The sequence below is a fragment of the Paraburkholderia sp. 2C genome (assembly GCF_054589215.1).
On record NZ_BAAILL010000009.1, the window covers coordinates 54,540 to 79,818 of the forward strand.

At 57.7% G+C, this 25,279-nt stretch carries 21 protein-coding genes and 3 pseudogenes; 10 read left to right on the forward strand and 14 right to left on the reverse strand.

The features are described 5' to 3' along the window. Nucleotides 1–71: 71 nt before the first annotated feature. The 5 genes and pseudogenes from groL to ACYPXD_RS01260 form a co-directional block, all read right to left on the reverse strand. Nucleotides 72–1,712, reverse strand: coding sequence for a chaperonin GroEL (groL, locus tag ACYPXD_RS01240; protein ID WP_459706537.1), 1,641 nt, complete (start codon nucleotides 1,710–1,712; stop codon nucleotides 72–74). A gap of 45 nt (nucleotides 1,713–1,757) precedes the next feature. After that, nucleotides 1,758–2,048 (reverse strand): co-chaperone GroES, encoded by a 291-nt coding sequence (gene groES, locus ACYPXD_RS01245; RefSeq protein WP_075156406.1) that lies wholly within the window; start codon nucleotides 2,046–2,048, stop codon nucleotides 1,758–1,760. 1,015 nt (nucleotides 2,049–3,063) lie between these two features. Beyond that, nucleotides 3,064–3,534: pseudogene (locus ACYPXD_RS01250) on the reverse strand (PRC-barrel domain-containing protein). Nucleotides 3,535–3,978: 444 nt separating this feature from the next. Next, entirely contained in the window at nucleotides 3,979–4,245 is a 267-nt protein-coding gene (locus ACYPXD_RS01255; RefSeq protein WP_459706540.1) for a DUF1488 family protein, read from the reverse strand. 347 nt (nucleotides 4,246–4,592) lie between these two features. Beyond that, nucleotides 4,593–4,910, reverse strand: a complete 318-nt coding sequence (locus ACYPXD_RS01260; RefSeq protein WP_459706542.1) for a hypothetical protein — start codon at nucleotides 4,908–4,910, stop codon at nucleotides 4,593–4,595. A 764-nt stretch (nucleotides 4,911–5,674) separates the two neighbouring features. On the opposite strand from ACYPXD_RS01260, the gene ACYPXD_RS01265 reads away from it, so the two are divergent. The 3 genes from ACYPXD_RS01265 (at nucleotide 5,675) to ACYPXD_RS01275 (ending at nucleotide 8,914) form a co-directional block, all read left to right on the forward strand. Further along, nucleotides 5,675–5,965, forward strand: coding sequence for a hypothetical protein (locus ACYPXD_RS01265; protein WP_459706544.1), 291 nt, complete (start codon nucleotides 5,675–5,677; stop codon nucleotides 5,963–5,965). A 526-nt stretch (nucleotides 5,966–6,491) separates the two neighbouring features. After that, nucleotides 6,492–7,619, forward strand: a complete 1,128-nt coding sequence (locus ACYPXD_RS01270; protein ID WP_459706546.1) for an AI-2E family transporter — start codon at nucleotides 6,492–6,494, stop codon at nucleotides 7,617–7,619. A gap of 383 nt (nucleotides 7,620–8,002) precedes the next feature. Next, on the forward strand, nucleotides 8,003–8,914 hold the full coding sequence (locus ACYPXD_RS01275) for a S1 family peptidase (RefSeq protein WP_459706614.1): 912 nt from the start codon (nucleotides 8,003–8,005) through the stop codon (nucleotides 8,912–8,914). A gap of 742 nt (nucleotides 8,915–9,656) precedes the next feature. Here the strand turns inward: ACYPXD_RS01275 and ACYPXD_RS01280 are convergent. Then, nucleotides 9,657–9,917, reverse strand: coding sequence for a hypothetical protein (locus ACYPXD_RS01280; RefSeq protein ID WP_459706548.1), 261 nt, complete (start codon nucleotides 9,915–9,917; stop codon nucleotides 9,657–9,659). A 1,857-nt stretch (nucleotides 9,918–11,774) separates the two neighbouring features. Between ACYPXD_RS01280 and ACYPXD_RS01285 the strand changes: the two genes are divergently transcribed. Continuing rightward, complete coding sequence (locus ACYPXD_RS01285; RefSeq protein ID WP_459706550.1) at nucleotides 11,775–12,008, forward strand: hypothetical protein; 234 nt, start codon at nucleotides 11,775–11,777, stop codon at nucleotides 12,006–12,008. Between the two features lie 6 nt (nucleotides 12,009–12,014). Here the strand turns inward: ACYPXD_RS01285 and ACYPXD_RS01290 are convergent, their stop codons facing one another. Both ACYPXD_RS01290 and ACYPXD_RS01295 read right to left on the reverse strand, forming a co-directional pair. Beyond that, the gene (locus tag ACYPXD_RS01290) at nucleotides 12,015–13,283 is read right to left on the reverse strand and encodes an IS256 family transposase (RefSeq protein WP_459706552.1); all 1,269 of its coding nucleotides are present in this window, start codon (nucleotides 13,281–13,283) and stop codon (nucleotides 12,015–12,017) included. Nucleotides 13,284–13,491: 208 nt separating this feature from the next. Then, on the reverse strand, nucleotides 13,492–14,013 hold the full coding sequence (locus tag ACYPXD_RS01295; RefSeq protein ID WP_459706554.1) for a hypothetical protein: 522 nt from the start codon (nucleotides 14,011–14,013) through the stop codon (nucleotides 13,492–13,494). A gap of 77 nt (nucleotides 14,014–14,090) precedes the next feature. Between ACYPXD_RS01295 and ACYPXD_RS01300 the strand changes: the two are divergent. Continuing rightward, nucleotides 14,091–14,540: pseudogene (locus ACYPXD_RS01300) on the forward strand (DinB/UmuC family translesion DNA polymerase); the annotation flags it as partial. Between the two features lie 136 nt (nucleotides 14,541–14,676). Further along, nucleotides 14,677–15,510: a tyrosine-type recombinase/integrase gene (locus ACYPXD_RS01305; RefSeq protein ID WP_459706556.1), complete on the forward strand. Its 834-nt coding sequence runs from the start codon at nucleotides 14,677–14,679 to the stop codon at nucleotides 15,508–15,510. 394 nt (nucleotides 15,511–15,904) lie between these two features. On the opposite strand, the gene ACYPXD_RS01310 is transcribed toward ACYPXD_RS01305, so the two are convergent. Beyond that, nucleotides 15,905–16,342 carry an ArsR/SmtB family transcription factor gene (locus ACYPXD_RS01310; protein WP_459706559.1) on the reverse strand — a complete coding sequence of 146 codons (438 nt, stop codon included), beginning with the start codon at nucleotides 16,340–16,342 and terminating at the stop codon, nucleotides 15,905–15,907. Between the two features lie 149 nt (nucleotides 16,343–16,491). On the opposite strand from ACYPXD_RS01310, the pseudogene ACYPXD_RS01315 reads away from it, so the two are divergent. Then, nucleotides 16,492–17,133 (forward strand): annotated as a pseudogene (locus ACYPXD_RS01315) (DNA-3-methyladenine glycosylase I). A 34-nt stretch (nucleotides 17,134–17,167) separates the two neighbouring features. Here the strand turns inward: ACYPXD_RS01315 and ACYPXD_RS01320 are convergent. Together ACYPXD_RS01320 and ACYPXD_RS01325 are read right to left on the reverse strand one after the other, a co-directional pair. Beyond that, the gene (locus tag ACYPXD_RS01320; RefSeq protein ID WP_459706561.1) at nucleotides 17,168–17,488 is read right to left on the reverse strand and encodes a methylated-DNA--[protein]-cysteine S-methyltransferase; all 321 of its coding nucleotides are present in this window, start codon (nucleotides 17,486–17,488) and stop codon (nucleotides 17,168–17,170) included. A gap of 412 nt (nucleotides 17,489–17,900) precedes the next feature. Then, a complete protein-coding gene (locus tag ACYPXD_RS01325; RefSeq protein ID WP_459706563.1) occupies nucleotides 17,901–18,653 on the reverse strand; it encodes a 3-oxoacyl-ACP reductase family protein in 753 nt (250 codons plus the stop codon). A gap of 123 nt (nucleotides 18,654–18,776) precedes the next feature. Between ACYPXD_RS01325 and ACYPXD_RS01330 the strand changes: the two genes are divergently transcribed. Continuing rightward, the gene (locus ACYPXD_RS01330) at nucleotides 18,777–19,706 is read left to right on the forward strand and encodes a LysR family transcriptional regulator (RefSeq protein ID WP_459706616.1); all 930 of its coding nucleotides are present in this window, start codon (nucleotides 18,777–18,779) and stop codon (nucleotides 19,704–19,706) included. 643 nt (nucleotides 19,707–20,349) lie between these two features. Here the strand turns inward: ACYPXD_RS01330 and ACYPXD_RS01335 are convergent. Further along, nucleotides 20,350–20,652 (reverse strand): hypothetical protein, encoded by a 303-nt coding sequence (locus ACYPXD_RS01335; protein WP_459706566.1) that lies wholly within the window; start codon nucleotides 20,650–20,652, stop codon nucleotides 20,350–20,352. Between the two features lie 823 nt (nucleotides 20,653–21,475). On the opposite strand from ACYPXD_RS01335, the gene ACYPXD_RS01340 reads away from it, so the two are divergent. After that, nucleotides 21,476–22,195, forward strand: coding sequence for a Crp/Fnr family transcriptional regulator (locus ACYPXD_RS01340; protein ID WP_459706569.1), 720 nt, complete (start codon nucleotides 21,476–21,478; stop codon nucleotides 22,193–22,195). Nucleotides 22,196–22,514: 319 nt separating this feature from the next. Here ACYPXD_RS01340 and ACYPXD_RS01345 read toward each other — a convergent pair whose 3' ends face one another. Together ACYPXD_RS01345 and ACYPXD_RS01350 are read right to left on the reverse strand one after the other, a co-directional pair. Next, complete coding sequence (locus ACYPXD_RS01345) at nucleotides 22,515–22,895, reverse strand: hypothetical protein (RefSeq protein ID WP_459706571.1); 381 nt, start codon at nucleotides 22,893–22,895, stop codon at nucleotides 22,515–22,517. 484 nt (nucleotides 22,896–23,379) lie between these two features. Further along, a complete protein-coding gene (locus ACYPXD_RS01350; protein ID WP_459706574.1) occupies nucleotides 23,380–24,249 on the reverse strand; it encodes a slipin family protein in 870 nt (289 codons plus the stop codon). 299 nt (nucleotides 24,250–24,548) lie between these two features. Here ACYPXD_RS01350 and ACYPXD_RS01355 point away from each other — a divergent pair, with 299 nt between their 5' ends. Then, complete coding sequence (locus ACYPXD_RS01355) at nucleotides 24,549–25,256, forward strand: CBS domain-containing protein (RefSeq protein WP_459706576.1); 708 nt, start codon at nucleotides 24,549–24,551, stop codon at nucleotides 25,254–25,256. Nucleotides 25,257–25,279: the final 23 nt, after the last annotated feature.

Below are 25,279 nucleotides of genomic sequence, written 5' to 3' on the forward strand. Positions count from 1 at the left end.
GCGGGTTTTCTTTTTGAGCAGGAACGCGCCTCGCAGCGCGCCCCCGACATGCGCTTCGACTTGACGTCGAATTACATGTCCATGCCCATGCCGCCCATACCGCCGGGCATGCCGCCAGGCATCGGTGCGTCTTCCTTCGGCAGTTCGACCACGGCGGCGTCCGTCGTCAGCAGCAGGCCAGCGACCGAAGCTGCGTTTTGCAGCGCCGTGCGCGTAACCTTCGTCGGGTCCACCACGCCTGCTTCGACCATGTCGACGTACTCGCCGGTCGCTGCATTGTAGCCGTAGTTGCCCTTGCCGCCGGCAACCGCTGCCACCACGACGCTTGCTTCTTCGCCGCCGTTCGTGACGATCTGGCGCAGCGGCTCTTCCATCGCGCGCAGCACGATCTTGATACCTGCGTCCTGATCGGCGTTGTCGCCCTTCACGCCCGCGATGGAAGCGCGAGCGCGGATCAGCGCGACGCCGCCGCCGGCCACGATGCCTTCTTCAACGGCTGCGCGCGTAGCGTGCAGGGCGTCTTCGACACGTGCCTTCTTTTCCTTCATTTCGACTTCGGTCGCAGCGCCGACCTTGATCACTGCCACGCCGCCGGCCAGCTTCGCCACGCGCTCCTGCAGCTTTTCACGGTCGTAGTCCGACGTCGCTTCTTCGATCTGCGTGCGCACCTGCTTCACGCGCGCTTCGATGCTGGCTGCTTCGCCTGCGCCGTCGATGATCGTCGTGTTTTCCTTGCCCACTTCAATACGCTTCGCCTGGCCCAGTTCGGCCAGCGTAGCCTTCTCGAGCGACAGGCCAGTTTCTTCCGCGATTACCTGGCCGCCGGTCAGGATCGCGATGTCTTCGAGCATGGCCTTGCGACGGTCGCCGAAGCCCGGCGCCTTGACGGCAACGGTCTTCAGAATGCCGCGGATGTTGTTGACGACGAGCGTGGCGAGCGCTTCGCCTTCGACGTCTTCAGCGATGATCAGCAGCGGACGGCCAGCCTTCGCGACTTGCTCGAGCACCGGCAGCAGATCGCGGATGTTCGACACCTTCTTGTCGTGCAGCAGCACGAACGGGTTCTCGAGGACGGCGACTTGCTTGTCCGGGTTGTTGATGAAGTACGGCGACAGGTAGCCGCGGTCGAACTGCATGCCTTCGACGACGTCGAGTTCGTCTTGCAGCGACTTGCCGTCTTCGACGGTGATCACGCCTTCCTTGCCGACCTTGTCCATCGCTTCAGCGATACGATCGCCGATCGACGAATCGCTGTTCGCCGAGATCGCGCCGACTTGCGCAATTTCCTTGTTCGTCGTGCACGGCTTGCTGATCTTGCGCAGCTCTTCGATGGCTGCGGCCACAGCCCGGTCGATACCGCGCTTCAGGTCCATCGGGTTCATGCCCGATGCGACGTATTTCATGCCTTCGCGGACGATCGATTGTGCGAGCACGGTAGCCGTGGTGGTACCGTCGCCGGCGTTGTCGCTGGTCTTGGAAGCGACTTCCTTGACCATTTGCGCGCCCATGTTCTGGAGCTTGTCTTTCAGCTCGATTTCCTTCGCGACCGACACACCGTCCTTGGTGACCGTCGGGCCGCCGAAGCTACGCTCGAGCACGACATTGCGGCCCTTCGGACCCAGCGTAACCTTCACTGCGTTGGCGAGAATGTTCACGCCCTCGACCATCTTCGCGCGGGCGGAATCGCCGAATACGACGTCTTTAGCTGCCATCTTCTAACTCCTTGAATGCTTTTGAATGAACTGGGGACGTTGAACTTACTTGTTCACCACAGCCATGATGTCTTCTTCGCGCATCACCAGCAGTTCCTGGCCGTCGACCTTGACGGTCTGGCCAGCGTACTTGCCGAACAGGACGCGATCGCCCACCTTCACGTCGAGCTGGATCAGGCCGCCCTTGTCGTCACGCTTGCCCGGGCCAACTGCCAGAATTTCGCCTTGATCCGGCTTTTCCGCTGCGGCGTCGGGGATCACGATGCCCGAAGCGGTCTTGGTTTCCTGGTCAAGACGCTTGACGATCACGCGATCATGCAAAGGACGAAGGTTCATACATACTCCTCTCTTGGGTTGAGACTGAAGAACGCTGAGGACAAACCCGGCCGGAGAGCCCGGCCGGAGAAATTGTTAGCACTCGGGTGCGACGAGTGCTAATTATATGGAGGGGCAGTGACAAATTCAAGAAGCGACATGACGTTTAACCGGGTGTCTGTCGAGATTCACTCAAGTTTGAACTTCCACGACGTCCCAAACGCCTACCCGATTTCAAAAACCCTCGACAAAACAACAACTTCATGACCAGCGCTGAGCTATGGCATGCCGCCCGCAGCTAGCATTGTCGTTGCACGTTCTCCGAGTCACGCCGGACTCGCAGCGCGCAAGGAATGGTTTACAAGGGAAAACCCGCGTGCCGACTACATGCATCGACTTCGTCGCGAAGCATTGTCCTTCGGGGCATTGGAGAGCCACGCGCTGTCATTCGCAGATCTCTTCGCCCATGGCCACTTCGTGCAACCGGATTGGCAGTTGTTTGGGGCAGTGAGCTGCCTTGGACTGTCGCGACTCGTTTGCATTGTCAAAGTCCCGGGGAAATCTCATCGAAGACCTGTTCAAGCTCAGTGCCAAGCCTCTCCCATCAATTGCCGCAGGCTTGATACAGCCGGCAGGCGCCGGGCAATGAACGCATCGAGGCAATCCATGGGCAGATTGAGATCCGCCCGTTTGTGAAAGCAGACCATCAACGGACTGCCACTGTTCCGGCTCCGGCTCGGCTGACAGCATCACAATGGGCGGTCAACGAACACCGGCTGGGCCAGCGCACACGACTACATAACTCGGCCCGGTCCATTTTCAGGCACGGATTCTCCGAGTCGTCGACGAGGAGGACGGTTGACATCGCGGCCATATGCGGTACGTCTGGCCTATCCAGGGCAACGGCTGCTGTGACAGGTATAGACGTCACCGCCACGCCGATAACGGACGCACGCGGCAGTGCGAGAGGGGCGGTTAGAACGCTGCGAGAGAGCATGTCGATTCACCGAACGCCGCCGCCGGCGTGCTCTACAAGTCAGAGGTCGGCGGCGCTTGCGCGCCCTTCTACGACGTCGCGTGTAGCAACCCAGTATGGTGCACGACCGTAATAATCATGCACCCTAGTACCCCAGGCGGCATCAGCCATAGAGGGTCAATGGTCCTTATCGAACCCAACCTCCTCCTTGAGTGCCTGCGCGGTAGTATCGACACGGAAACATTTCTGGTCGGTATCCAACGTTAGCGCGTTCCATGGAATCGCGTGCAGCGTCGTTCCCATACAGAGATATCCGCCTTCTGACAGCACCGCATACGCAACGCGTCCGCTGCGCACGTCCAGCATGATGTTTGCAACCTTGCCAACGTGCTCCCCGTCCGACTTTACCACGCTGTTTCCTTCAAGCGTGTCCTCCGCCATCACTTCCGGTCCGGGCCCTTCGCCGACTCCGCTCCCGACGATTTTGGCACCGGTGCCAGCCTGGTTGCTCCTGGGGTCAAGTGTGCTCATGATTTACTCCTGTTGAGGAATGCTTTAACCCGCCCCCCGTGCCCGAAGCGCTGTCGCTACGACCGGTCAATCGCGCGCAACCTATCCAGTTCATCAGCAGGAACATCCACCAGATTGACATCCGAAGGTATTGCGTTGATGCCCAAGCCCCCTCTGATCCGGTGAAATTCGGCTGTGTCGTTAAGTGGTGCGCCCCCGTTATGCACCAGGCGTCGGTTGGCGAGATTTTTATCTTATTTACTCATTTAGTATTGCAAAATACAATGCAGAGGCTTGAATCATCTGCAGAGGGCCGCACATGCCGCGCACCAGCATTCGAAGTTGGAGGTTGCAGCGTCTGGTAAAATCAGCAATGCTGCATGACCTGGCCCATGCAGGCCGGCAACAGCAGGCCCTGTGCGACAACATGTTATGCCGCGCTCGTTGGCAGCACACTCCTCTCATTCATGAGATTGTGTATCTGTTCCGGGGCCCACCCTTATAAACGGTTCTGGCAAGTCCCAGAATTCGGTCGCGGTAGCGGTCGAAGGTTGCGAGCAACGAGGACTCGTCAGAATCCATGTCGGGATTCAGTTTTGTCAGCAACGTATCGTCGACGAGAAAGGCAATTTCGCGAGCATTGTCGTAGCCCCAGAAGCACACACATCGTCTGGACGCGTCGTAGATGCGACTGGGATTAGGAAAATTGAGCACCAAGCTGGCTTTTTCCATCTAATCACCAAGACAGATATATCGCCACTTGCTCGCGTCGACATTGACACGGGCCTCCATGTCGAGCCGCTTCCGCGCGCGCTCGCTTTCCGCCTTTCCTCGTGCAGAGACACGCTCCTTCTGCTCGGTGACGTAGTCGCTCTGCGCGACCGGCGAGGTTGGGTACACTCTGGTTCGCTTCGGCATTCGAGTTCCATTTATACATTCGTGCCCGACCGTCGGCACGCCACGTCGCTTCCATGACGTCGACAAGCACTTTGATCAGATCAGATTGATACGTTTTCATGCTCGGTGACGAGGTGTTTCCTGAGAATACCGAGCGCGCCGCAATGATTCGACTCGAGGATCTACCTTCTCGGCCCTTTCATTCCTTCGGCTTCCATGGCCGCGTTCCGCTCCTCGCTTGCCTCAATGGGTTCCATTGCCTCGTCGACAGAAGCTGTCGCGCGTTCTCTGGCTGACCTGGTCACATTGATAGCAGCACCCGCTTCCACGTCGTCGACTCCTGGAGGCTCCAGCATGTCATCAAGCATGGCTTCCAACTCGGGCGTGCCCCATGGCTCGCCGTACTGTCTTTTCCTCTTTATGTAATGCCTCAGTTCCGCGTCCTGCTCGAGAGTCAGTGGAAGACCACGAAAGGTGGATTGGGGGGTGGCTTCGATCATGACACTGCTCCTAAGATTACCCATTTCAGTGTAGTCCTAATGTAGGCAGGAAGCGCGAATTATCGTTTCGTGCGTCAACCAACGCTTCGATCTCTGCCTACGGTACGACCAGTGAACGTTGAACGTACTGCGGCGTCGTGGCGCATCAGCATGTCATCGATGGTTGTGGTGCCGCGAGGAGAGGCATTACGCGAAGCGATGTATACGTGAAGCTTGATGTCGCCGGACAACCTCCGGGCGAATTACCCAACGGAATGCACGGTACCGCCGCCAGGTAGACGCTGTCGCGAGGCAAGACAGTGTCTAATATCGCCAGCTATTCGCGAAATCCTCTTATCTCAGCAATTGGGTGCGGGCCGATCTTTAATTGAGTCCATCACCATATTGTCTTTAGAGCCTTTCGATATAAGTTTACCAATCGACGAAAACAACCTCGTACATCTACCGCGCGCGATTGAAGTATGTCGCGATTTGCTCGCATGGCGGTCAAGTGCACGCAAGTTGGATTGCCCCACGCCCGCGAGCCAGTGAGGCCCGCGGGCCATTGAACATGGCCGACCGAAATAGCTTGACGCTTTGCGGGACGCAGCGTACTTTCTGTAACAGAAGCTTTCAAGAAGCGATTGCTGCTCATCATCGACCGCAGGCAGACAGCGGTATTCATCGTTCTCTCTCTCCCTCCTTGATCCTTTATCTCGTGTCGATGTCCGGGCGCATGCATTCGTTTATTCGCCGGGGATCTGCATGGACATCGGAACGGTTAAGTGGATGCCGCCAAGCCCGAGGAGATCGAGATGAACAAGCCGTACATCAATGTGGAAGGTATCCTCGAGCTGTTTGGCATGACTGTCGAAGAATCCTCAAGCCAGCCAGTTGCAACTTATCCCTTGCATTGGCTGGCCGAGTTTCTTGCGCGCGAGCACACTACGATGAATGCCATCGACTGGAACGGTCTTGTCAGTGTGGGCGCGTTGCTCTGGCAGGCTCAGGTTGCACAGGACGGGACGCAGAGAGAATGCGTTGACACTGCAGCAGATGCGCCAGAGGGACGGTAGGCGGTAGGCGTGGTCGCTTGCCCAGTTCACGGGGCAGAGGAACGGCTGAAATTTTTTGCCAGTGGCTTCGGCGCCATAACGACCTCTGTATCGCCGAATGAATGCCGGTTGCGCTTTAAGCACCAACACAGTCCGATTCATCAACTATGACACTGCTTGATGGCTGGCGTTCAAACGGTGGTCCACATAGGAAGTGTATCGGGAACGAGCATTGCGCTCCACAGTAGCGATAGCCTGCCAACGATATCTATTGCAGCACACTGACTAACTTCAGAGTCTACGGCATGCGAATCGGCGAGGTTGGGCGGACGAATTCCGTATTGTGCATAGTGGGCTAATCAGCGGCATGGTTTCCTCCTGCATCTTTTCGCCGTCCCGTCGTCGAACGCCCCCGTGCATCTTCGTACCTGGGCGCCTTTAACAATGCGTCAGCATATTGGCCCGCGGCTCATCCGTACGTTACGGGCAACAAAACGGGTGAGCATGGCAGGCATAACACGTCGGCGTCCAACGCACGGGTAACCATATGCGTAATCTGAAGAGCTTCTATATTTTGCTGTTCGTGGTGTCGCTTGCACTTGTCTGGATTCTCCTACCGTTTTTCAGTGCGATATTCTGGGGCACAATCCTCGCCGTTCTCTTCCAGCCGCTTCAGCGAAGACTCACAGTAAAATTCGGCAATCGCCCGAATACAGCGGCGCTGACGACGCTCGCATTGTGCGTGTTCATCGTCATTCTGCCGGTGGGACTACTGGCGGGTACGCTGGCGCAGGAAGCGACATTCGCCTACAGCCAGATCAAGACGGGTCAATGGGACTTCGGCCTGTATTTCCAGAAGGCCATGCACGCTCTTCCGTCTTTCGTACAGCGGTGGCTGGGTGACGTCGGACTGGGCGACGTTGCCGGTGTGCAGGCGAAGTTGGCCGATGGGGCGGCAATAATCAGTCAGTTCATGGCAACACAGGCAGTCGTGATCGGGCAAAACACACTACGGTTCGCGATTGGTTTTGGCGTCATGCTGTACCTGGTCTTCTTCCTGTTGCGCGATGGCATCGCGATTTCGCGGCGCATTCGCGAAGCGGTGCCGCTGGAAGAGATACACAAGCGCAAGCTTATCAGCCGGTTCGCCACAGTGGTCAGGGCTACTGTCAAGGGCAATGTCGCCGTGGCTGTTGTACAGGGACTACTCGGCGGTCTGGCCTTTTTCGTACTGGGTATCAAGGGCGCTCTGCTTTGGGGTACCCTGATGGCGTTTCTCTCGCTGCTACCGGCCATCGGCTCCGCGCTTGTATGGGTCCCCGTTGCGGTCTATTTCCTTCTCGCAGGCCCATTGTGGAAGGCGATCGTCCTCGCTATCTTTTGTACGCTGGTCATGGGCGCGGTCGACAACATACTACGCCCGGTTCTCGTGCGCAAAGACACCCGGTTACCGGATTGGGTCGTGCTGATCTCGACTCTCGGAGGGGTGTCCGTCTTTGGAATCAATGGGTTCGTGATCGGTCCGCTCATAGCGGCTCTTTTCGTCTCTTGCTGGGACATTTCAGTAGTCGAGGGCAGCGACGAGAGAACAATTCCAGAACGTGTGAAACGATTGGAGGGTAAAGCCGACATCGCTTTGCAGGCCTTGGCGGAGACGGGCATCCGGAAGCCATAAGCGAAGCATCGCAGATGCGGACGGATCGGAGCAGCACCGCGTCCCATGCGATTCGGCCTTCGAATTACGCTTGCCGACGCGGCACGGTAAAGTTCGCGTGAGCGAACCGCCTGAGTATGAAACGTGCGCCAATTGTGGCTGCACCCCGTTCGTCGATGGACGCGCGATCGTGGAGCGTTACTGTTAGGGCATGCTGCAGAACCACGACCCCATCCGGGTCTGCGCGACCAGTGCGCTACACGCACATAAGACCGTCTTTAACTCCGGTCTGATGCTATATAGTGGAGGTAATCAGGATGCCGATTTAAATTGACCAGATCGAGCAATATTGCAGTCCAAACGGCGACAAATGGCTTTTTTGCAACGGCGCGGGTTCCTTGCCAGTGGTTCGGCACATACCTAATGCCGCCTCAGGTGGCGCTGCGTCGGACGTTCCTGTCGCGGCGTTCCTGTTAGCGGGCCAATCTGGACAATGGGGACCACAGCACGGTGCATTACGGGAATTCATTGACCAAACCACGTCCGGAGCGTCGCCTGGAGATCCCGCGCGCAAGCCCGCAGTTGACGCGCTCCTGCTCACCGCCGCCCGAGTACGAACGTTCGGCCAACTGGCCCACCTGACGAATGCAAGCGGCTTCTTTTTTGCTCGTCAGGAACACCTCTTTCTTGTTACGAGCCGTCACGTACTTGCCGACGCGCCAAGCAGGCATTTTCCGGATCGCATCGAGGTGGAGCTTCACGTCGATCGCGCCAACCTCGGCGCTTCGGCGTGGTTCACCCTTCCCTTGTATGCGGCGGGCACAGCCCTCTGGCGTCAGGCGAAGGATGCCGGCAGCGAGATCGACGTCGCGGTACTCGAAATTCGCAAAGACCGGTTGCCGCCAACGGCGGTTTTCGAAGCGTTCGGCCCCGAACACCTGCCCTCGTTCGGTCACGTGACTCCCGTTGGCGCTTCCGTGCTGATCGTCGGATTTCCGTTGGGCTTTCACGACTCGCTGCATCATCTGCCCGTGGTAAGGCAAGGCGTCATAGCCTCCGCGTTCGGATTGCGTTTCCAGGGCAAAGGCTGCTTCATCACCGACGCGCGAACGCACCGCGGCACGAGCGGCGCGCCTGTCGTGATGAGTAACGCGCCGATGGACGTAAGCGGCGCGGCATCAGCCCTCCCGTGGGTGCTCCTAGGGGTTCATTCGTCGACCATCGACATGGGCGTGCGCGATCTGCACATCGATGAGTCCCTGGGTCTGAACAGTGCCTGGTACGCCGACGTTCTGCTGAGCCTGACAGGCGAGTAGGTTTTCCGCGTCACACCTTTGCCCCCCCCCGCTGACCGAAATCCCTGCCGCTTGCACCAACTTAGGCCATCAGCGATCTGTCTGCAACCATTCGTATCATGGCGATCAGACGGATTTTTAACGCAAATGTCAAAACAGGCCGATTCGAAGCCTCCATACCGGTTCAGGCAATGTTAATTGCCTAGGCAAACCCCGCATCGACTGCTGCTTCAGTGTCCGTGACATCTTTCCATGACGGATTAGGGCCATGACCGCAGAGCATCGCATTGCGATCATGCGCCCGCACCAGTGTTTTGGTGCCGATTGCATTGTGTGGCGCACAGTAATCGAAAGTCGCAAATTGCGCGCGCAACGACCACGGTTGAGTGTGGATGTCTTGTTGTTAGCGTCTGGCCGCTACTCTTTCGAAACCACTGTACATCTGGCGGGATAGGTATATAGTCGACGTTGATACGTAGCGTTTGCGCGCACACGAAAATGACCTCCTGCACGAGCAGGTTGTCTGGCGGTCTCCCCGCCTGATGAGAAGCCGGCAAGCGCCGGCTTTTTTCCATTCCGTCGCGATTCCAGTTGCTTTGCTATCGCATCAGGCGCGTGGTCAAAAGAGCCAGATCTCGCTGGTCACCTTCTCCCATACTGTTATCACATCGAGTGGAACCGTGGCTGTGTTAACGTGGCGTCGATCCAGGAACTTTTGGAACTAGGAATCCCCCCCTTGAGCGAAGAGAGCGGCGAAGAGAACTCACTTCAATCGCGAGTCGCTTGTATTGATTGAAGCTCCCAAAAGGACGTCAATCGCTGCTTGCCCGGCGACCTCCGCGACCAGGTAGGCCCACCGCCTGGTAAAGGGGCCATGGCGAAGCTGGATAGCGCTCGCACTGTCGCCGATAATGGCAAAGTTGGCACCACCTTTAATCTGCATTGTCACCTCGTACATATCCTTCGTGGAAGGAGTCAATGTGACATGAATCTCAAACCCTCTATAGGGAATCATTCGATACATCGCCAAACTCCGCTGGTTAAAAACTAAGGCACAATCAAGGCCGCTAGCGGCACTCGGTAACGTTCAAAGCGTAGACGAATTTTCCAGTTGCGCCATCGCAAGTTTGCAACTGCGTCGACACGTCGTCCTGCCATTCCTAGCGCCTGCAGTTCCCGTTACGCCCGTGGTAATTCACGGGCCGTCCTTCGAGATGCGCACCACACTGTTGGGGAAACGAGTCTGAGAATATGCTAGCGGCAAAGCGATGCGCTGATGGTACAAACACAAGATCCATTTGACGCCAGCGACTTCCTTATCGTAAAGACCGGCGCACGGGACTTCCAACCTTTGCTCCCCCACACCACGGCGAGGCTGTCCGGATCGGCAACGCGAACTGAAACGCAGAAGTTGTCCAGCGTCGTCGTCCAGCCGGCCCCGGCAAGTTGTATTCGCGCGAAGTTGAAACAAACACCAGGTGGTTCATTCAATCATGTTGGAACGCCTAGGCACGTCATCGAACACTCCTGTGTCGAGATAGCACTACCTCCCGCACATACTCCTGTGATCTTTAGTGCAGGCGTCATCGTCGACTCGTGTGATTGGTTGATTGCGCGCTCATCCCCGGCGGTTCAAACGGTTCCCTGTCACACGCTCGAACGACATGACAGTGAACTTACTCTAGATGGCGTCAAGCAGCACGCCGGTCAAGATGATTGTCGCCGCGCATATCGCTTTGAAGACAGGATTCGAAGAGCCCCTAGCGCATTTCAGGGCGCTTCATCCAACGTGTGAAGCGTAGTCGGTCATCGCAGAGGTTAGGATGCTGTCAGTTCTCTTTACTTGGAGAGTCGCTCGATTTCGTCGAATAGCATGAGCAGTCGGGCAACGCGGGTCTTGCCATCGGCTAGCAGACGCTGGTGCAGACAGCGAAATAGTACGATGTCGCCAATACCGTAATCCAAGCGGGCTGCCCGGTGTAAGAAACGGAGAGATCTTTCAAGGTGTATCAGTTCGTCCTGGATTGATTATGCAGCATGTGTTTCCCGCAACTGTCTGGTGTCTCGCGCCGAGTATGGCCGGAGCGTTCCAGCATGTCCGCACGCTACCGTACACGTCAATGAAAGCAACTCCCGAAAGGCCTGGAAGCCCATTGAGCAACGGCTAGATCACCACGATGTCAACAGGCGCGGCAAAAACCAGAATCGCCACACCCGCAACTAGTGAAACCAAGAGACCCGTCATCGACTGTCGCGCCTGCCTCCAGGCCGCAGTTTGTCAGCACGAAGTCGCTAGTCTGTCCGTTTGCGGCGCGCGTTCTCGCAGATTTTCCTGACACTAGCCCATAGCAGATCGACGAGCGGTACGACACCGTACAGACGAGCGTTCACCAGTTCAATAAGCTGAATGCTCAAAAGAGGGATGCGACCGGCTTGCGTCAACAGGATTCGCGACCGTGCAGAAGGATGTCACTCATGCCAGAAATCAGGACGGTTGCGGGCGTGGTCGAACCACCGATCAGAAGGACTCTACATGGATATGGACGCGCTCTCTTGTTAGAAATTAGTCCGGTCGTATTCGACGCCACAATCAAGGAACACCATGACTTACGCGATATGGGGCATTCTGACAGGCATGACGTTGATATTCTGTGTTTCCTTTTACCGATATCGAAAAAGCTTATCGCGAAAGCACGAGATTCGCTGGCTGAACGAGCACCACGTGATCGACAGACTGCGCGACAGACTGGGCTTGTAAACGCCCCTCACATTTGGAGTGCGAAGCGGGATAACTCGCTTCTGCACGGAGCGACTTAACGTGAATCCCGGAAGCACGGGCACGTATCACTTTGTAAAGACTAACTCTGGACGAGTAAACGAAATGACCCTGAACTACGCAGGTAGGTCACACGATGAAGCCGTGGCAGCACGACACGGGCAGAAACAGAAGGCGCAGGAGCAGGCAGGCGGCGTCATGGCAATCGAAGGCACTGAGGCCGACGGCAAGCACAGTTGCGGCGAGTTGTCCAGGCAAGGCAAGCAGGTGTGGCGAACTGGAAGCGGAATCAACGGCGGCGGGAGGTGTCAGGAATTTTGTGTGTCAAGGTCGGTTTAAAAAATCTCAGCTCATGGCGTTCGTGAACCGCTCGCCGAACAGGATGGCGAACTGATTGACGGCCTGCCGCCAGGTGATAGGTGGCATCTTCCAGTCCTTTTCAATGTTGCGCAAGGCCAGATACAGCAGTTTGCTGGCCGCTTCATCGCTCGGGAAGTGGCCGCGATTCTTGACGATCTTGCGCAACTGCATGTGCATGCTTTCGATCGCATTGGTCGTGTAGATGATTTTGCGTACTTCAGGCGGATAGGCGAAGAACGGGATGACTTGCTCCCATTGACGCTGCCACATCGCGGCCACCGTTGGGAATCTCCTGCCCCATTCACTTTGAGAGAACGCGTCAAGCGCCGCAGCGGCGGCTTCGGCGGAGGCGGCCTGGTAAATTGGCTTGAGCGCGGCAGCCAGCGGCTTGCGGTCCTTCCAGCCCGCCAGATTCAGCGAATTGCGGATCAGATGCACAACGCAGGTCTGGATCTGGGCGACCGGATATACCGCTTCAATCGCTTCGGGGAAGCCGCGCAGGCCGTCGACCACCGCGATCAGGATATCGTGCAGGCCACGGTTCTTCAGTTCGTTGAAGACCTTCAGCCAGAACTTCGCGCCTTCAGTCTGCTCAATCCACAGACCCAGCACTTCCTTGCGGCCGTCAGCGCGGATACCCAGTGCCAGATATACCGCCTTGTTCCTGACCGTACCTTCGTCGCGAATCTTCAGTCGCAGGGCGTCGAAATAGACGATCGGGTACATCGCCTCGAGCGGGCGTTGCTGCCATTGCTCGACTTCGGCCAGCACCTCATCGGTGACAGTCGAAATCAGATCGGGCGACACCTGCAGCCCGTACAGTTCCAGCAAATGGCCCTGGATCTCGCGCACGCTCATACCGCGCGCGTACATGCTGATGACGTGGTCATCGAAGCCCGGCAGCCGGCGCTGGTATTTGCCCACCAGTTGCGGCTCGAACGTTGCCTGCCGGTCGCGCGGAATATCCAGCTTCAGTTCACCGTTGGGCGTGAGGACCGTCTTCGGGCTGCTCCCATTGCGATGATTGCCGGCCTTGCCTTGCTCCGCTTCTGCCTCAAGGTGATGTGTCAGCTCTGCCGTCAGCATGCGCTCGGCCAGTTGCTTCTTCAGTTGCCCGGCCAGACCCGATTCGCCCAGAATCGACTCCGCATCCTTGTTCTGCACCTGCGCCAGCAGTTGATCGATCAGTTCATCGGGAAACAGCTTCGGCGCCTTCGGGTTCTTGCTCTTCTTGTTCAATGCTGTATCGGTCATAGGACGTTGTTTCCGTTATCGTCTCATGACCTCGTCACACTAAAAATCTGACAGGCTCCGGCGGCGGGAAGGAATGATGTGCGATTAACCCCAGCATCCCGCCATTTCATCCTATGCCTAAGCATTGCTTTGGCTATTCTGTCGTATCTCCGCGGCATCTCGCTCTTTTCTACAGCGGCCGGCATACCATCTTCGGTGTTAGTGTAAGTTAAAGCCGTCTGCAGAGGCTACGTACGACCGATCGTTCATACCGGTAGCAGAAATGTGCTCGACGGCATGCCCGTAGCCACCCGCCCATAAATCTCCATACTGGTTTCTCGTACATTTCCACCATGCATGGTCGCCACGCGAACGTCGCGCCACACAGGTTAAGCGGCTCGTCGCGTTTGACAAACGCCGTACCCGACGCGCCTGCAATTCGGTCCACGCCCTCCCAGATCAACTGGCTCGCATAAGCCGCATCGCGCCAAATGCGTGCGCGTTGCAATGTGCTCATCCGTTGGCCGCCTGCAGCAACTTCATCTAGCAGGCGCATCGAATTCCGGATGATCGCCTCGGCTGCGTCAATTTTTTCGGTCGCTTCGCCAATCTGGAGATGGGTTACTGACGCCTCGGCCTGCTTGCCGTAGTTCGTGAACGCAATGCCGCGCGTGTCGATCTTCTCCATCAGCAATTCGACTGCCGTTCTTGCCATGCCCAGCATCGGACAACTGAGCTTCGTCGCAACCATTGGCAACATCGGGAAACGATATAAATGTGCGTCGTGCAAGTGGGTGCTGCATAGTCGTCCTGCAGTGTTGATTTGCGCGTGTTGCGCGCGGTGTCGATGACCGGCCGGTGTGACCGTTCGGAACCCAGGTCGATGAGCCGTGAGACAACATTCGCGCGGGATCTTCACGTGAGACAGAACCGCGCGCCGCCCTGTCAGCGCATTTCACCGCGCTGTGCAAGCGCGTGAGTGAGGATCTCGCGAGAAAAGGCTATGTCGGGCGCACGGTTGGAATCAAACTGCGTTTCGCAGACTTCAGGACGGTCAGACGGGACGTCACGTTACCCGAAGCGACTTCGGATGCGACGGCCATCCCGCGTGCGGCAGCCGAGTGTCTGCGGCGCGTTGTTCTCGATCGCCGTCTGCGCCTTCTTGGCGTGCGCGTGTCTGCGCTGGATAAATTGGGCACTGTGCGCGGCGAGTTGCAGCACAGCCTGCCGCTGGATGACCTTCCCATCGTCACCGTGACCGGGACCTCAACCGATTGACTATCGCAGGGTGTCGATTAACTGTGAGAGAGTCAGACGTGCATCGGAATGCTCCCTTCCCTCTATAGACTGGTTTGGCGAATCGAAAATTCGCGCATGGGATTCGAAGGACAAAATTCAGTATATAAGGTTGAACATGGATCGAATATCGCAATGGATCGCAGCGCCGTCGGACGCATATCGGCTCTGGCAGGAAACCGAGGCAGTCGGTGCCGATCGGCGCCCGTTCTCGGCACGCTCACGCGTGCAGCACGCCACCATGTTCGACCGCTTTCTGCGTTATGTCAGGACGAAAGACATGACGCTGGCCATCTTCGGTGCAGCCAACGTCGAATCGTTCTTCGCAGATATCGACATGCGCTGCGCGCCGGGCACAACGACGCGACTGCGTTACGGCAAGATGCTCGACAGGCTGTGCCGTCATCTCGTTGAAGAAGGCATCCGGACGGAAAACCCGGTTACCGCGATGGCGGCGTTCGAACGCTGGCCTGAGGACGAGCCAGTTCCCCTGTTCATTGACGCCGACGCAGACGCGCGGCTGCAGGGATGGGTTCAGCCGGTCGCCGGCGACGACGATCGCGCATCACGCAATCGCGCGATAGTGGCGCTATTCCTCGGTATCGGTGTGACGGCGGCCGAACTCCGGCAGACGGTTTGCGAGAGTCTGGTCATCGATGGTGCGCGGCCGCATGTCGAAGTGCCGAAGCGGGGACCTCGCGAGTCGCGCAGGGTCCCCCTCCCAGTGTTTGCGATCGCCCCCCCTGATGGCATGGAAACAAGCGCTTACGTCGACGTCCGGGGAGTCCCTCCTGTTTCCCGCGCCGGGGCGCGAGGGTCCAGTCAACGACGTGCTGCTTGGCGCGATTGTGCGCGAGTCGCTCGAGGCCATCGGGTTCCGTGCGCCCGACATGAGTCCGAGGGTCCTGCGCAACACTTATGCTCGACGTCAGTTGCTCGACGGCCGAAGTAACGTCGATGTGAGCCGCCTACTCGGCCTGGCGAGCCAGCGGACCGTGGTGCGTCTGCGTGGAACCATTGAGCAAGGTATGTTGAATCGCGCGGTAGAACTGAATTGAATCCGATTGAGGTTCCATAAACTCGGATACAAATGCTAGCCCCCGCCGCTCCATTCCAGTGTTCATCAGCATCGGTCCACGTCAGCGACTAATATCAACCCGGTTCTCGATATCGACCTATGCGATCTGCAGCTCAATATGGTCCGGTTCGTTGTCCAAGCGCTGGCAAAAGGCACGAAGCATTTGACATCGAGGTCGACGTTGAGGACTGTGCGCGATAGGGCAATCCTTTTGATATCGCTTATATGAGCACCTTCCCGTGCGCAAGATTTGACTAGCCACGCGCTCTTACAGCCGTGTTTGCAAGTACTCGGCAAATACTCTGATCACTTCATCATTGCGTCGGAGAAGTACGCACGTGCCAACGCGTCTGGACGTCAGTAAGCTTGCTCGATGAAGAACAGCGATATGCTCGGATACCGTTGATTGTGAGAGGTAGCATCGTTGTTCGATGCTGCCCATACAAACTCCGAACTCAAGCGGCAGTGCCTGATCGGCGAAGTGAATTTCTGGCTCACGCAGCCAGCCTAAGATATCTCGGCGGATCGAATTTGCCAGCGCCTTGTGAATCGCCTGCACGTCTATCTCTTCCATATTGCTCACCAAAAGGGCCGCGTAGAACAGCACGGTGCCTGCGTTCGTGTTCCGCATCGTCAACGAACGGCTGGCAAGACCGTGAACAATCGTGGTGTGCTCATACGTAGCTTGTTCTAGCGCGGCGGGCACGGTCCTACGTCTATAGCGTGTCGTAGAAAAGGAGTCGTGCCTGACTTCCACGGACAAAATCTGCAACATAAATGTGATCAGATATCTTGCCAGTTCGAACTTCCGCTACCATCTGTTCCGTTATTCAAACGTCAAAAACCTCGCAATTCATGACAAAAACGATTGTTATTTCCGGCTCCAAGGTTCGCACCTCGCCTGATAACAGAAAATCCATTGGTGACGTAGACCGTGCTCGATCTATCGATCCGGTCATCTGCGAAGATGGCTTAACGAGGCCACCATGGGCAGCCCACGATCCACTCCTACGAGCGTATTACGACACCGAGTGGGGTATGCCTATCTGTGATGAGCGCGGATTGTTTGAGCGCCTGAGCCTGGAGGCATTTCAACCGGGACTTTCGTGGGCGACCATTCTCCGCAAACGTGAGTCGCTCCGTCAGGCTTTCGAATTGTTCGAAGCCGACTGAGTTGCCAGATTCACGGAAACAGACATCGATCGTCTTATGCGCGACATAAATATCATCCGCAATAGGCTCAAAATCGCTGCGACGATTACAAACGCGATTGCGACGATCAATCTCAGGAGAGATGGCGGCCTCGCCGATCTGATCCGGTCTTTCAAACCCATCACTACGCCAATACCACAAACGATGGCCGATGTGCCGACCAGCTCTCCCGAGTCCATCGCGCTCAGTAAAGAGCTACGCAAGCGCGGCTTCACGTTCATCGGTCCAACCACCATGTGCCCTAATGGAAGCCACTGGCATTGTCGATACCCATCTCATGGATAGCCATCGACGCGGCACTTCTGGCATCTGGCGATAGTCAACTGATAGATGAACCTGCCATCCAGATTATTTCCGGCTCGCTTGACCGCGCCCAGCTCACGCCCCCCGGCGATCGCAGTGTCTCTTTTACCGGCCGTCCCGTGAATCCGATCAGTTGCCCAGAACTGCCGATGACTCGGCGGCAAAGGGCAATGATCGAGATAGAATTCCGACCGTTAGCTGCAACCATCGTTCGCACAGCGGATTGCCCGATATTGGCTGCAATCTCGGCATACGTGCTTACCTCTCCATAAGGAATATCCCGCAACGCGTCCCACACCTTCTTCTGGAACGCCGTCCCGATGAAACGCATCTTCATGTCGAATCACTGGCGCGCGCCGGAAAAGCAATTTTCGCGCTGCGCTAAGCGAGACATAGAACGTCATTCGTCTTGTCCTCTTGCATCGGACCTGGCCTCATCAGATAGCCCATAAAATAGGTCTTAAGTCTGGCGGAGACAGCTAACGTATTACTGCGGCGTGTGCGATATAGCTCGTCCAACGACAGACTGCGGACGGCTTTAACCGGCGTTAGTCGCCCGACCGATGGTCACGCATCGAGAAAATCGATCGGTCCACGGCAATTTTGAGAAACAGCGTTGCAGACGTCGGAAAGATGGACTTTCGCTCATCAGCGGCATCATCTCGATTGTGATGCATGGGTCCATAGCAGACGACGTGATAATGCGCTGGTTATGCTCGTACCAATATCTCCTGGACGAGTCCGTGGTCTTATGCAGTCAATCCGCCGTCAGCGACGATGTCTGCGCCGGTCACGAAAGCGGCATCGGGACTCGCAAGAAAGGCAACCACGCTTGCGATTTCCGCGGGTTGCCCATAACGGCCGATCGCCATGCCGGGGCCGACTATCGCCGCAATCGGACCGTCGGCCGGGTTCATGTCGGTATCGGTCGGGCCCGGGTGCACGGTGTTGACGGTGATGCCCTTCGGGCCGAGATCGCGAACAAGGCTACGGTTGAAGCCCGTGATAGCGCCTTTTGTCAGCGTGTAGACCGACGCAGTGGGGAATGCTGCATAGCGGGTCATCGACGAGCCGATGTGGATGATCCGGCCGCCTTGCTTCATATGCCGCACCGCTTCCTGCGTTGCGACGAACACGCCGGTCACGTTGACGGCGAGCATCCGTTCGAAATCTTCAAAACGGTAGTCGTTGATCGCGCCATTAATAGTCATGCCCGCGTTGTTGACGAGAATGTCGACGCCTCCGAACTGCGCTGCTGCGCTCGATACGGCGGCGCGCATGGCGACGGGGTCGCCAGCATCCGCCTTGATCGCGACCGCTGTGCCGCCAGCGACTTCGATCTCGGCCACAACCTGCGCAGCGTGTTCGGGAGACGCGTTGTAGGTCAGCGCGACGCTTGCGCCGTCGGCGGCGAGACGTTTCGCGATGGCGGCGCCGATCGACCGCGAACCGCCTGTGACAAATGCGACTTTTCCACCCAAGGTTTGGAAGTTGGTAACCATGGCTTATCTCCGTCAGGTGCATTGGGTCGGCGTCAATATGCCGGTGCGCGGTTCAAGCGAATAGTGGCAAGTGGCTTGTTATACTTTCAACGATTGCTTGAATTCGGGCTGGAAGGAGCGCGGATGGAAACGTTGGCCAACCTCGAATCGTTTGTGCGCAGCGCTCAGCACGGCAGCTTTTCCGAGGCCGCGCGCTGGCTATCGCTGACACCGGCCGCCGTCAGCCGCAATGTCGCGATGCTTGAACGCAATCTGGGCGTGCGGCTATTTCAGCGCTCGACGCGCCAATTGAAGCTCACCGAAGCCGGCGAAGCGTTCCGTCTTGCGATTGCGGAGAATCTTGCCGGCATTCAGGCGGCGATCGCCGGCATCGCGAACGAGGACGGGCAGCCCGTGGGTACGCTGAAACTCAGCATGCCGCCTACTTTCGGTATGACGCACATCATGCCTTTGCTGCCGGGTTTCCTGCGTCGCTATCCGCTGGTGACGCCGGAATGGCACTTCGAGAACCGCCAGGTCGATCTGATTGCTGAAGGTTATGACGTCGCGATCGGCGGCGTTTTTGATCTCTCGCCGACCGTAGTGGCGCGCACGCTGGCACCCGCGCATATCGTCGCGGTCGCGTCGCCCGGATACCTGGCCGGTCGCAAGCTGCCGCGCGATCCGGCGGGACTGGTATCGTTCGACGGCATCGTGATGCGCTCGCTGCAAACCGGCCGCCTTCGCCAATGGACCATGCGCAACGTCGCCGGACGCGAAATGTCCGCACACCTGCGGGAGTCGATTATCGTCAATGAGCCGGCGGCCATGCGGCAGGCCGCGTTGCTTGGCCTGGGCGTCGCGATGCTCATCACCGCGGACGCGCTGCCGTGCCTGGAAGACGGCTCGCTGGTGCGCGTCGTGCCGCGCTGGTACTCAGATGCTGGCGCAATCTCAATCTACTATGCGTCGCGCACACTATTGCCGGCAAAGACACGGGTGTTTATCGATTGGGTGTGCGCTGCGTTCGAAGCGCAGCGTCTGGCGGAACGGCTGGCCGGAAGTCTTGCATAGTGAGCGCATGCGCGATGCGCGCATTCGCATCTGCGGACGGCTCGCTTCGTCGTTGCGAGCACCAGCGAGCGGCAACAGAAGACCGTTTTCGAATGTGGAGCCGCCGTTCAGAAGGTGAATGCCCTCACATTGAGCAGCAAATATTAGCCGAACGGGTTCTGGCGAGGCGCCAATTAGTATATGGAATATTGATCAAATTTGTAGGCCGATATTCGACCGCCAAGACCAGTCGCGCCTTCACTGTCGAGGCCTGTCGCTTGGCATCGGCCAGTGGAGTTCGCGCGAGAGATTGAAAATCTCCCCGTACCGCGCCCGTACAAAATTGAACAATCAATGAGCAAAAATTTGCATCGCTGGACCGAACACGACTGGACAAATGTCATGTGAAAGAGCGCGCATTCGCGGTCAAATGAGCGCTTAGCGTCAAACGACAAAACGCGGAGCAGACCGCGGTCTCGACTCGTTGACAGAATCGGTAAGGGCTAATGCTGCTATAGACTTCTCGCGAACCCAATCGACGTCACTCAAGATCTGGAGGTGAAGCAGCAGCTATCGGGTTCAATCCACCGAAGTTCCTGCAACCGGGCGACCTTATCCGCATCGCGATCGAGAACGTTGGGGTACTCGAGAATCGGGTCGGCGACTAGATTATTGCGGGTGGGAAGACAAAGACCAGCATCTTGCCGACCGCTTCATCGGAAGACCGCGGTTGCATTTGACGACTTGCCCAGCAAAGCCGGGCCTTTTGTGTTCGCGCGGACGGTTCAAGGCTGTATGAAGCAACATTCAAATGCGTATGGTCAATCCAGTTTAGGATTGGATGCGTGTCCGGTGCTCGTGCAACCGGTTCGTCCTTTTTCCCGGTCCATAACGTACCACCGCAACGGCCGCCACACACGCCACCACCACAATCCCCCGCCACAAAGCCAATAAACGACTGACTCATGTCAGCCTCCTTTAAGAAAACTATCCGATTTAATTTCCGGTTCCTAAATGTTTTTAAATTCCGGACAGCAAGATTGAATCGAACTGCATTGTAAATGCGGATCTTCGCTTGCCATACTGACATCCGGTCTCGCTGCAGCCGGTACGGTGGTGGACAACCGCATGCGGTGAATGCCGCCACATGCCCTGAAATGTTTGCGACATGAATGCGGCGAACGTACATGCGCGGTATACGCGCGCGCCGGGCGGCCCGCAACAGGTGCCGCACACGGCGCATCAAGACCGGACACCAGCGAGCGATCGCCCAGCGTCGACGTCTCAGAAGTAGGCTGCACGGTTCCGTACAGACCTCCACTGCGCGGTATGAGAAGGTGCAAAATACACCCTGCTTGCAAGCGATTCACGGGCCAACTATCGCGACGAAGCCACAGGCGGGAAGTTGGCACGTGATACAGGCACATCCCGGCAACACGGCGGCCTGGTAGCCGCAGCAGGCGGTCGCACGCTGATTCGCAAAACGTCCCCCGATCAGTCCGACGTGCTCCGGATGGTCGATACGATTGAGCGGCAGATCGAAGGTATCGCCCGTCTGGCCGAAGATTTAATGGACGCCACCAGAATCGGTCAGGGGGCACCTCGCTTAGGACGATCCGGGAGCCGCAGCTTCTATTCACGGTTTCTATCCGTCATTTGTTGCCAGTCGCGGGACGCAGCATGATGCGCCGAGGGCAGCGAACTATAATTGAACCAAGACTTCTGCCTCGCCGTAGCGGGCGCGTGTAGCAGCGTCGCGCGGGTTTCGGCCGAACGCTGAGGAGCGGTACATGGCAAACGTGGATCCTGCAAGGAAAAATCATCTGCTCTCCGTTCTGCAGGAAGCGGAATGGGCGCGGGTGGCATCTCAGTTGGTTCGCGTCGATATGCCATTGGGCCAGGTCGTATATGAATCCGGCGATCGCCTCAATCATGTGTATTTTCCGACAACCGCGATCGTCTCGCTCCTATACGTCATGGAAGACGGCGCGTCAGCAGAAATCGCGATCGTCGGCAATGAGGGGATCATCGGTATCGCACTGTTCATGGGTGGGGAGACAACGCCAAGCCGGGCGATCGTGCAAAGCGCCGGCGAGGCGTACCGACTCGATGCGCGGATTCTGAAAGAAGAGTTTCACCGTGCCGGCCCGATGCAGCGGCTGTTGTTGCGCTACACCCAGGCATTGATCACCCAGATGGCACAGACAGCCGTGTGCAACCGCCATCATTCGATCGATCAGCAACTCTGTCGATGGCTGCTGCTCAGCATAGACCGCCTGCCGTCCGACGAACTTAAGATGACCCAGGAACTGATCGCCAACATGCTGGGCGTGCGCCGTTCCGGCGTAACCGAAGCGGCGCTGAAACTGCAGGATGCGGGGCTGATTCGCTACAGTCACGGGCACATAGAGGTACTGGACCGACCAGGACTGGAAGCACGCGTTTGCGAATGCTACCGCGTGGTAAGACGGGAATTCGACCGCCTGTTACCCGATTTGAAAGCGCTCTAGAAGTCCCGCCGTGTCACCCGGCAACGCCCTTCAGGTTTCGATGATCACTTTTAGCGCCCGCGAATGCACTGCGTGAGCAAGTTTTCGTGTGCGCGGACTTCGCTGCGGGTTACGCGTTCATCTACTGAAACAGCGCCTTTTGGCGCCGCACAGATACGTCACCCACATCTTGTCGGTCGCAATACTCGTTCACCGCTAACACTTCCTTTGACGGCCACCAGTCTTGTGCGTCGACGGTGAGATACCGAATGATCCAGGCCTCATCGTCGAAAATGAATCCGCACACGTGGCCGATATCGCCATCTGCCGCCGCGAAGTGTTAACCGTCCACCGCATCCGTGCTACGCAGATGACTGGCGCCCGGCATATTGTCGCCGTCCGGCGCGAGTTGCGCGACCGTCTGCGGCAATGCAGCCGCCAGCGCCGCGCGGCTGAATGCCGGATAGTTGCTGATACCCCACACGTCCGGGCCGCCCCAGTACGCCGGGTAACCGTAATAGCGGGAATACTCCGCCTCGCGCTGACGCGAGACGGGTCTATGGGTATCGACAGGAGGGCTGTCGCTCACCTGCTGTCGCGTGAGATCAACGTGGATGCCCAGCGCCCCCAAGTCCGTGCGGACAACCGAGTACGGCGAAATCAGCACGCGCCGCCCGTCAATCAAGGTTCCCGCTTTGACGACCAGATAGCGGATACCCACGCTTCATTATCAAAATAAGGCTCTTCAACATGTCCTATTTCGTCATCGTTCGCGGCCACAATGCATTCTTCAGACTGTCGATGTTCCGCAGCATGATTCGTTACTCCCGGCACTCGTCAGAAAGCGCATGATGCTTTCAACATTATGAATAAAGAATGGATGTTCGCGGCGACGGCATTCACGCTACTGCGTTTTGAGTCTGGTCAGTTTCGCACCGTCCACCGTTGCGCCAGCCTTCAACCCCGCAGACCGCCTCCCTTTTTTAGCGAATGCTTCCGACGCTACGCGGAAACGGGGGCTGAAGCGGTACGCCAGCGTACAGATGGACCGTCGAGAAAGCGGGAAATTCGCCGGCTGCGCGAGTTCACGCGCAACAGCTCGCGCGCGAATTCGGTGAGCAGTCGTGGACTGGAAAAGACAGCGTTGACCTCATCAGGTTGCGGGCAGGCTCACACAAAATGTTCCACTCGTATCCGCCGGCCACCTAAGCCGCCGTCTTGAGCGGTGCCGGCGACATACCCGCTACGTCATGCGCGGCTATGGCCAGCGCGAGCGGCGGGTTCAGGCTGTCGATCATCGAGCTTGGGATCAGGATGGTTGCGCCGCGCTCCTTGGTAGTTTCATAGATGATATTCATCGCCCGCAATTGCAGCGCCCCTGGGTGATTTTCATAGACCCGAGCAGCTTCGACGAACTTCGCGGCAATTTCAGCTTCGGCGGAACCGAGAATCACACGCGCCTGCTTTTCGCGTTCGGCCTGAGCCTGCCTCGACATCGCGTCCTGCAACGCTACCGGGATCGCAACGTCCCGGATCTCTACCGATCGAACCGTGACGCCCCAGTCGGCAATCTTGCCGCCTATTTCATCGCGTAAGTGTGCATCGGCGGCCCTTCGATCTGAAAGAAGCGAAGCCAGCATCGACGAGCCAATCATCTCGCGCAACGACGTCTGGGCGACGCGATCGATCGCTTGCCGGTAATCAGTAATGGCAAGCGCCGCCTTTTGTGCATCATGCACGTGCCAGAAGATGACCGCGTCGACATTGACAGGGACTGTATCTTTCGTCAGCGCCTGCTCGGCATTAAACGCAGTAGTCTGGACACGCTCGTCGATGATGGCGACCACGCTGTCCAGTACCGGGACGATCATAAAGAGTCCCGCTCCCCTGACGCTCTGAAGTTTGCCGACGCGCAGGATGACAAACTTCTGCCACACGTTGGCGACCCTCACCGAGGCCGCGACCAAGATGGCAACGAGAAAAATGGGCGGCACCAGATAAAGGCTGACCCATTGACCGACCGCGACTGCGATCAGCGTAATCGCGATGAAAAGAGAAAGTGTGATCGGGTTCATAGGCATGCTCCTGGCGCGGGGCGGCGGTAGCGCGTGTGTACCGAAGGTCTTTTCGCGTGAAGCCGCACTGGAAAGCGCGAGAACAGACGTTCGGTGCATCATGGATCATGGTGCCTGCTGCTGCGATGAAATTCGGTACGGTAGCGGACGGCGCGAGCGACCACCAGGACGTAACATGGCTGAAGACGCGCAGACTGCTTACGCCGGCCCACCGGACACCGTATAACTGCCAGGCACGGCCTTGACCATCGCCTGCATCCGACGCGCCACCATCTTCACAGTGTTCAGGGAACAATGCCATGCTAGTCAGAGAAGTGATGAAAGAACCAGTCTGTATCCAGGCCAATGAGACGCTCGACTCGGCGTCCCGAAAGTTCAAAAACTTCAATGTCGGCGCGTTGCCGGTGTGTCTCAATAACAAGGTAATCGGCATGATTACCGATCGCGATGTGACGGTGCGCGAGGCGATGTCGGCAGATATTCTTTTCTGCTTCGAGGACGATCCCGTTGAAGAAGCTGAACGGATCATGCGCGAGCGTCACGTGCAGCGGCTCGCCGTCCTGGATCGCGCGGACCAGCACCTGGTCGGGGTCATTGCGCTCACCGCCTCGAGCGGCAGTGCCTCCGAACGGCGACCTTACGAACTCCTCTTCCACAAGACATTCATCGATCACAGAGGGCATCCACACCACACTGAACTGATGCGCGTGACTGTAGCCCAGGGCACGAAGGCAGAAGCCATCGTCATCGGTATCCGTCAGTTCGAGGAAATGAACCATGTGAATGCATGGCATCAACTAGCCGACGGATACGATGTCACGACCGTGCATATCGACGCTGGCGGCGAAACGGTCGAAGAACGTGAGCCGACTTCCGTCAGGGAGGCGAGCATCCTGGTCCGCGCACGCGAACTGTGGGAACAGGCGGGTAAACCGCAAGGACGCGACAAGCAGTTGTGGGAACAGGCAGCCGGCGAAGTTGACAGCGCGCCGCCCCGCCACGCCTAGCGGTTTCGATCCTGTTTCCACCC

What these genes read in the sequence shown, in the direction of transcription:
- groL (WP_459706537.1), bottom strand. Translation starts at nt 1,712, where the DNA reads ATGGCAGCTAAAGACGTCGTATTCGGCGATTCCGCCCGCGCGAAGATG.
- groES (WP_075156406.1), bottom strand. Translation starts at nt 2,048, where the DNA reads ATGAACCTTCGTCCTTTGCATGATCGCGTGATCGTCAAGCGTCTTGAC.
- ACYPXD_RS01255 (WP_459706540.1), bottom strand. Translation starts at nt 4,245, where the DNA reads ATGGAAAAAGCCAGCTTGGTGCTCAATTTTCCTAATCCCAGTCGCATC.
- ACYPXD_RS01260 (WP_459706542.1), bottom strand. Translation starts at nt 4,910, where the DNA reads ATGATCGAAGCCACCCCCCAATCCACCTTTCGTGGTCTTCCACTGACT.
- ACYPXD_RS01270 (WP_459706546.1), top strand. Translation starts at nt 6,492, where the DNA reads ATGCGTAATCTGAAGAGCTTCTATATTTTGCTGTTCGTGGTGTCGCTT.
- ACYPXD_RS01280 (WP_459706548.1), bottom strand. Translation starts at nt 9,917, where the DNA reads ATGTATCGAATGATTCCCTATAGAGGGTTTGAGATTCATGTCACATTG.
- ACYPXD_RS01285 (WP_459706550.1), top strand. Translation starts at nt 11,775, where the DNA reads ATGACCCTGAACTACGCAGGTAGGTCACACGATGAAGCCGTGGCAGCA.
- ACYPXD_RS01290 (WP_459706552.1), bottom strand. Translation starts at nt 13,283, where the DNA reads ATGACCGATACAGCATTGAACAAGAAGAGCAAGAACCCGAAGGCGCCG.
- ACYPXD_RS01295 (WP_459706554.1), bottom strand. Translation starts at nt 14,013, where the DNA reads ATGGTTGCGACGAAGCTCAGTTGTCCGATGCTGGGCATGGCAAGAACG.
- ACYPXD_RS01305 (WP_459706556.1), top strand. Translation starts at nt 14,677, where the DNA reads ATGGATCGAATATCGCAATGGATCGCAGCGCCGTCGGACGCATATCGG.
- ACYPXD_RS01320 (WP_459706561.1), bottom strand. Translation starts at nt 17,488, where the DNA reads ATGAAGATGCGTTTCATCGGGACGGCGTTCCAGAAGAAGGTGTGGGAC.
- ACYPXD_RS01325 (WP_459706563.1), bottom strand. Translation starts at nt 18,653, where the DNA reads ATGGTTACCAACTTCCAAACCTTGGGTGGAAAAGTCGCATTTGTCACA.
- ACYPXD_RS01330 (WP_459706616.1), top strand. Translation starts at nt 18,777, where the DNA reads ATGGAAACGTTGGCCAACCTCGAATCGTTTGTGCGCAGCGCTCAGCAC.
- ACYPXD_RS01335 (WP_459706566.1), bottom strand. Translation starts at nt 20,652, where the DNA reads ATGAGTCAGTCGTTTATTGGCTTTGTGGCGGGGGATTGTGGTGGTGGC.
- ACYPXD_RS01340 (WP_459706569.1), top strand. Translation starts at nt 21,476, where the DNA reads ATGGCAAACGTGGATCCTGCAAGGAAAAATCATCTGCTCTCCGTTCTG.
- ACYPXD_RS01350 (WP_459706574.1), bottom strand. Translation starts at nt 24,249, where the DNA reads ATGAACCCGATCACACTTTCTCTTTTCATCGCGATTACGCTGATCGCA.
- ACYPXD_RS01355 (WP_459706576.1), top strand. Translation starts at nt 24,549, where the DNA reads ATGCTAGTCAGAGAAGTGATGAAAGAACCAGTCTGTATCCAGGCCAAT.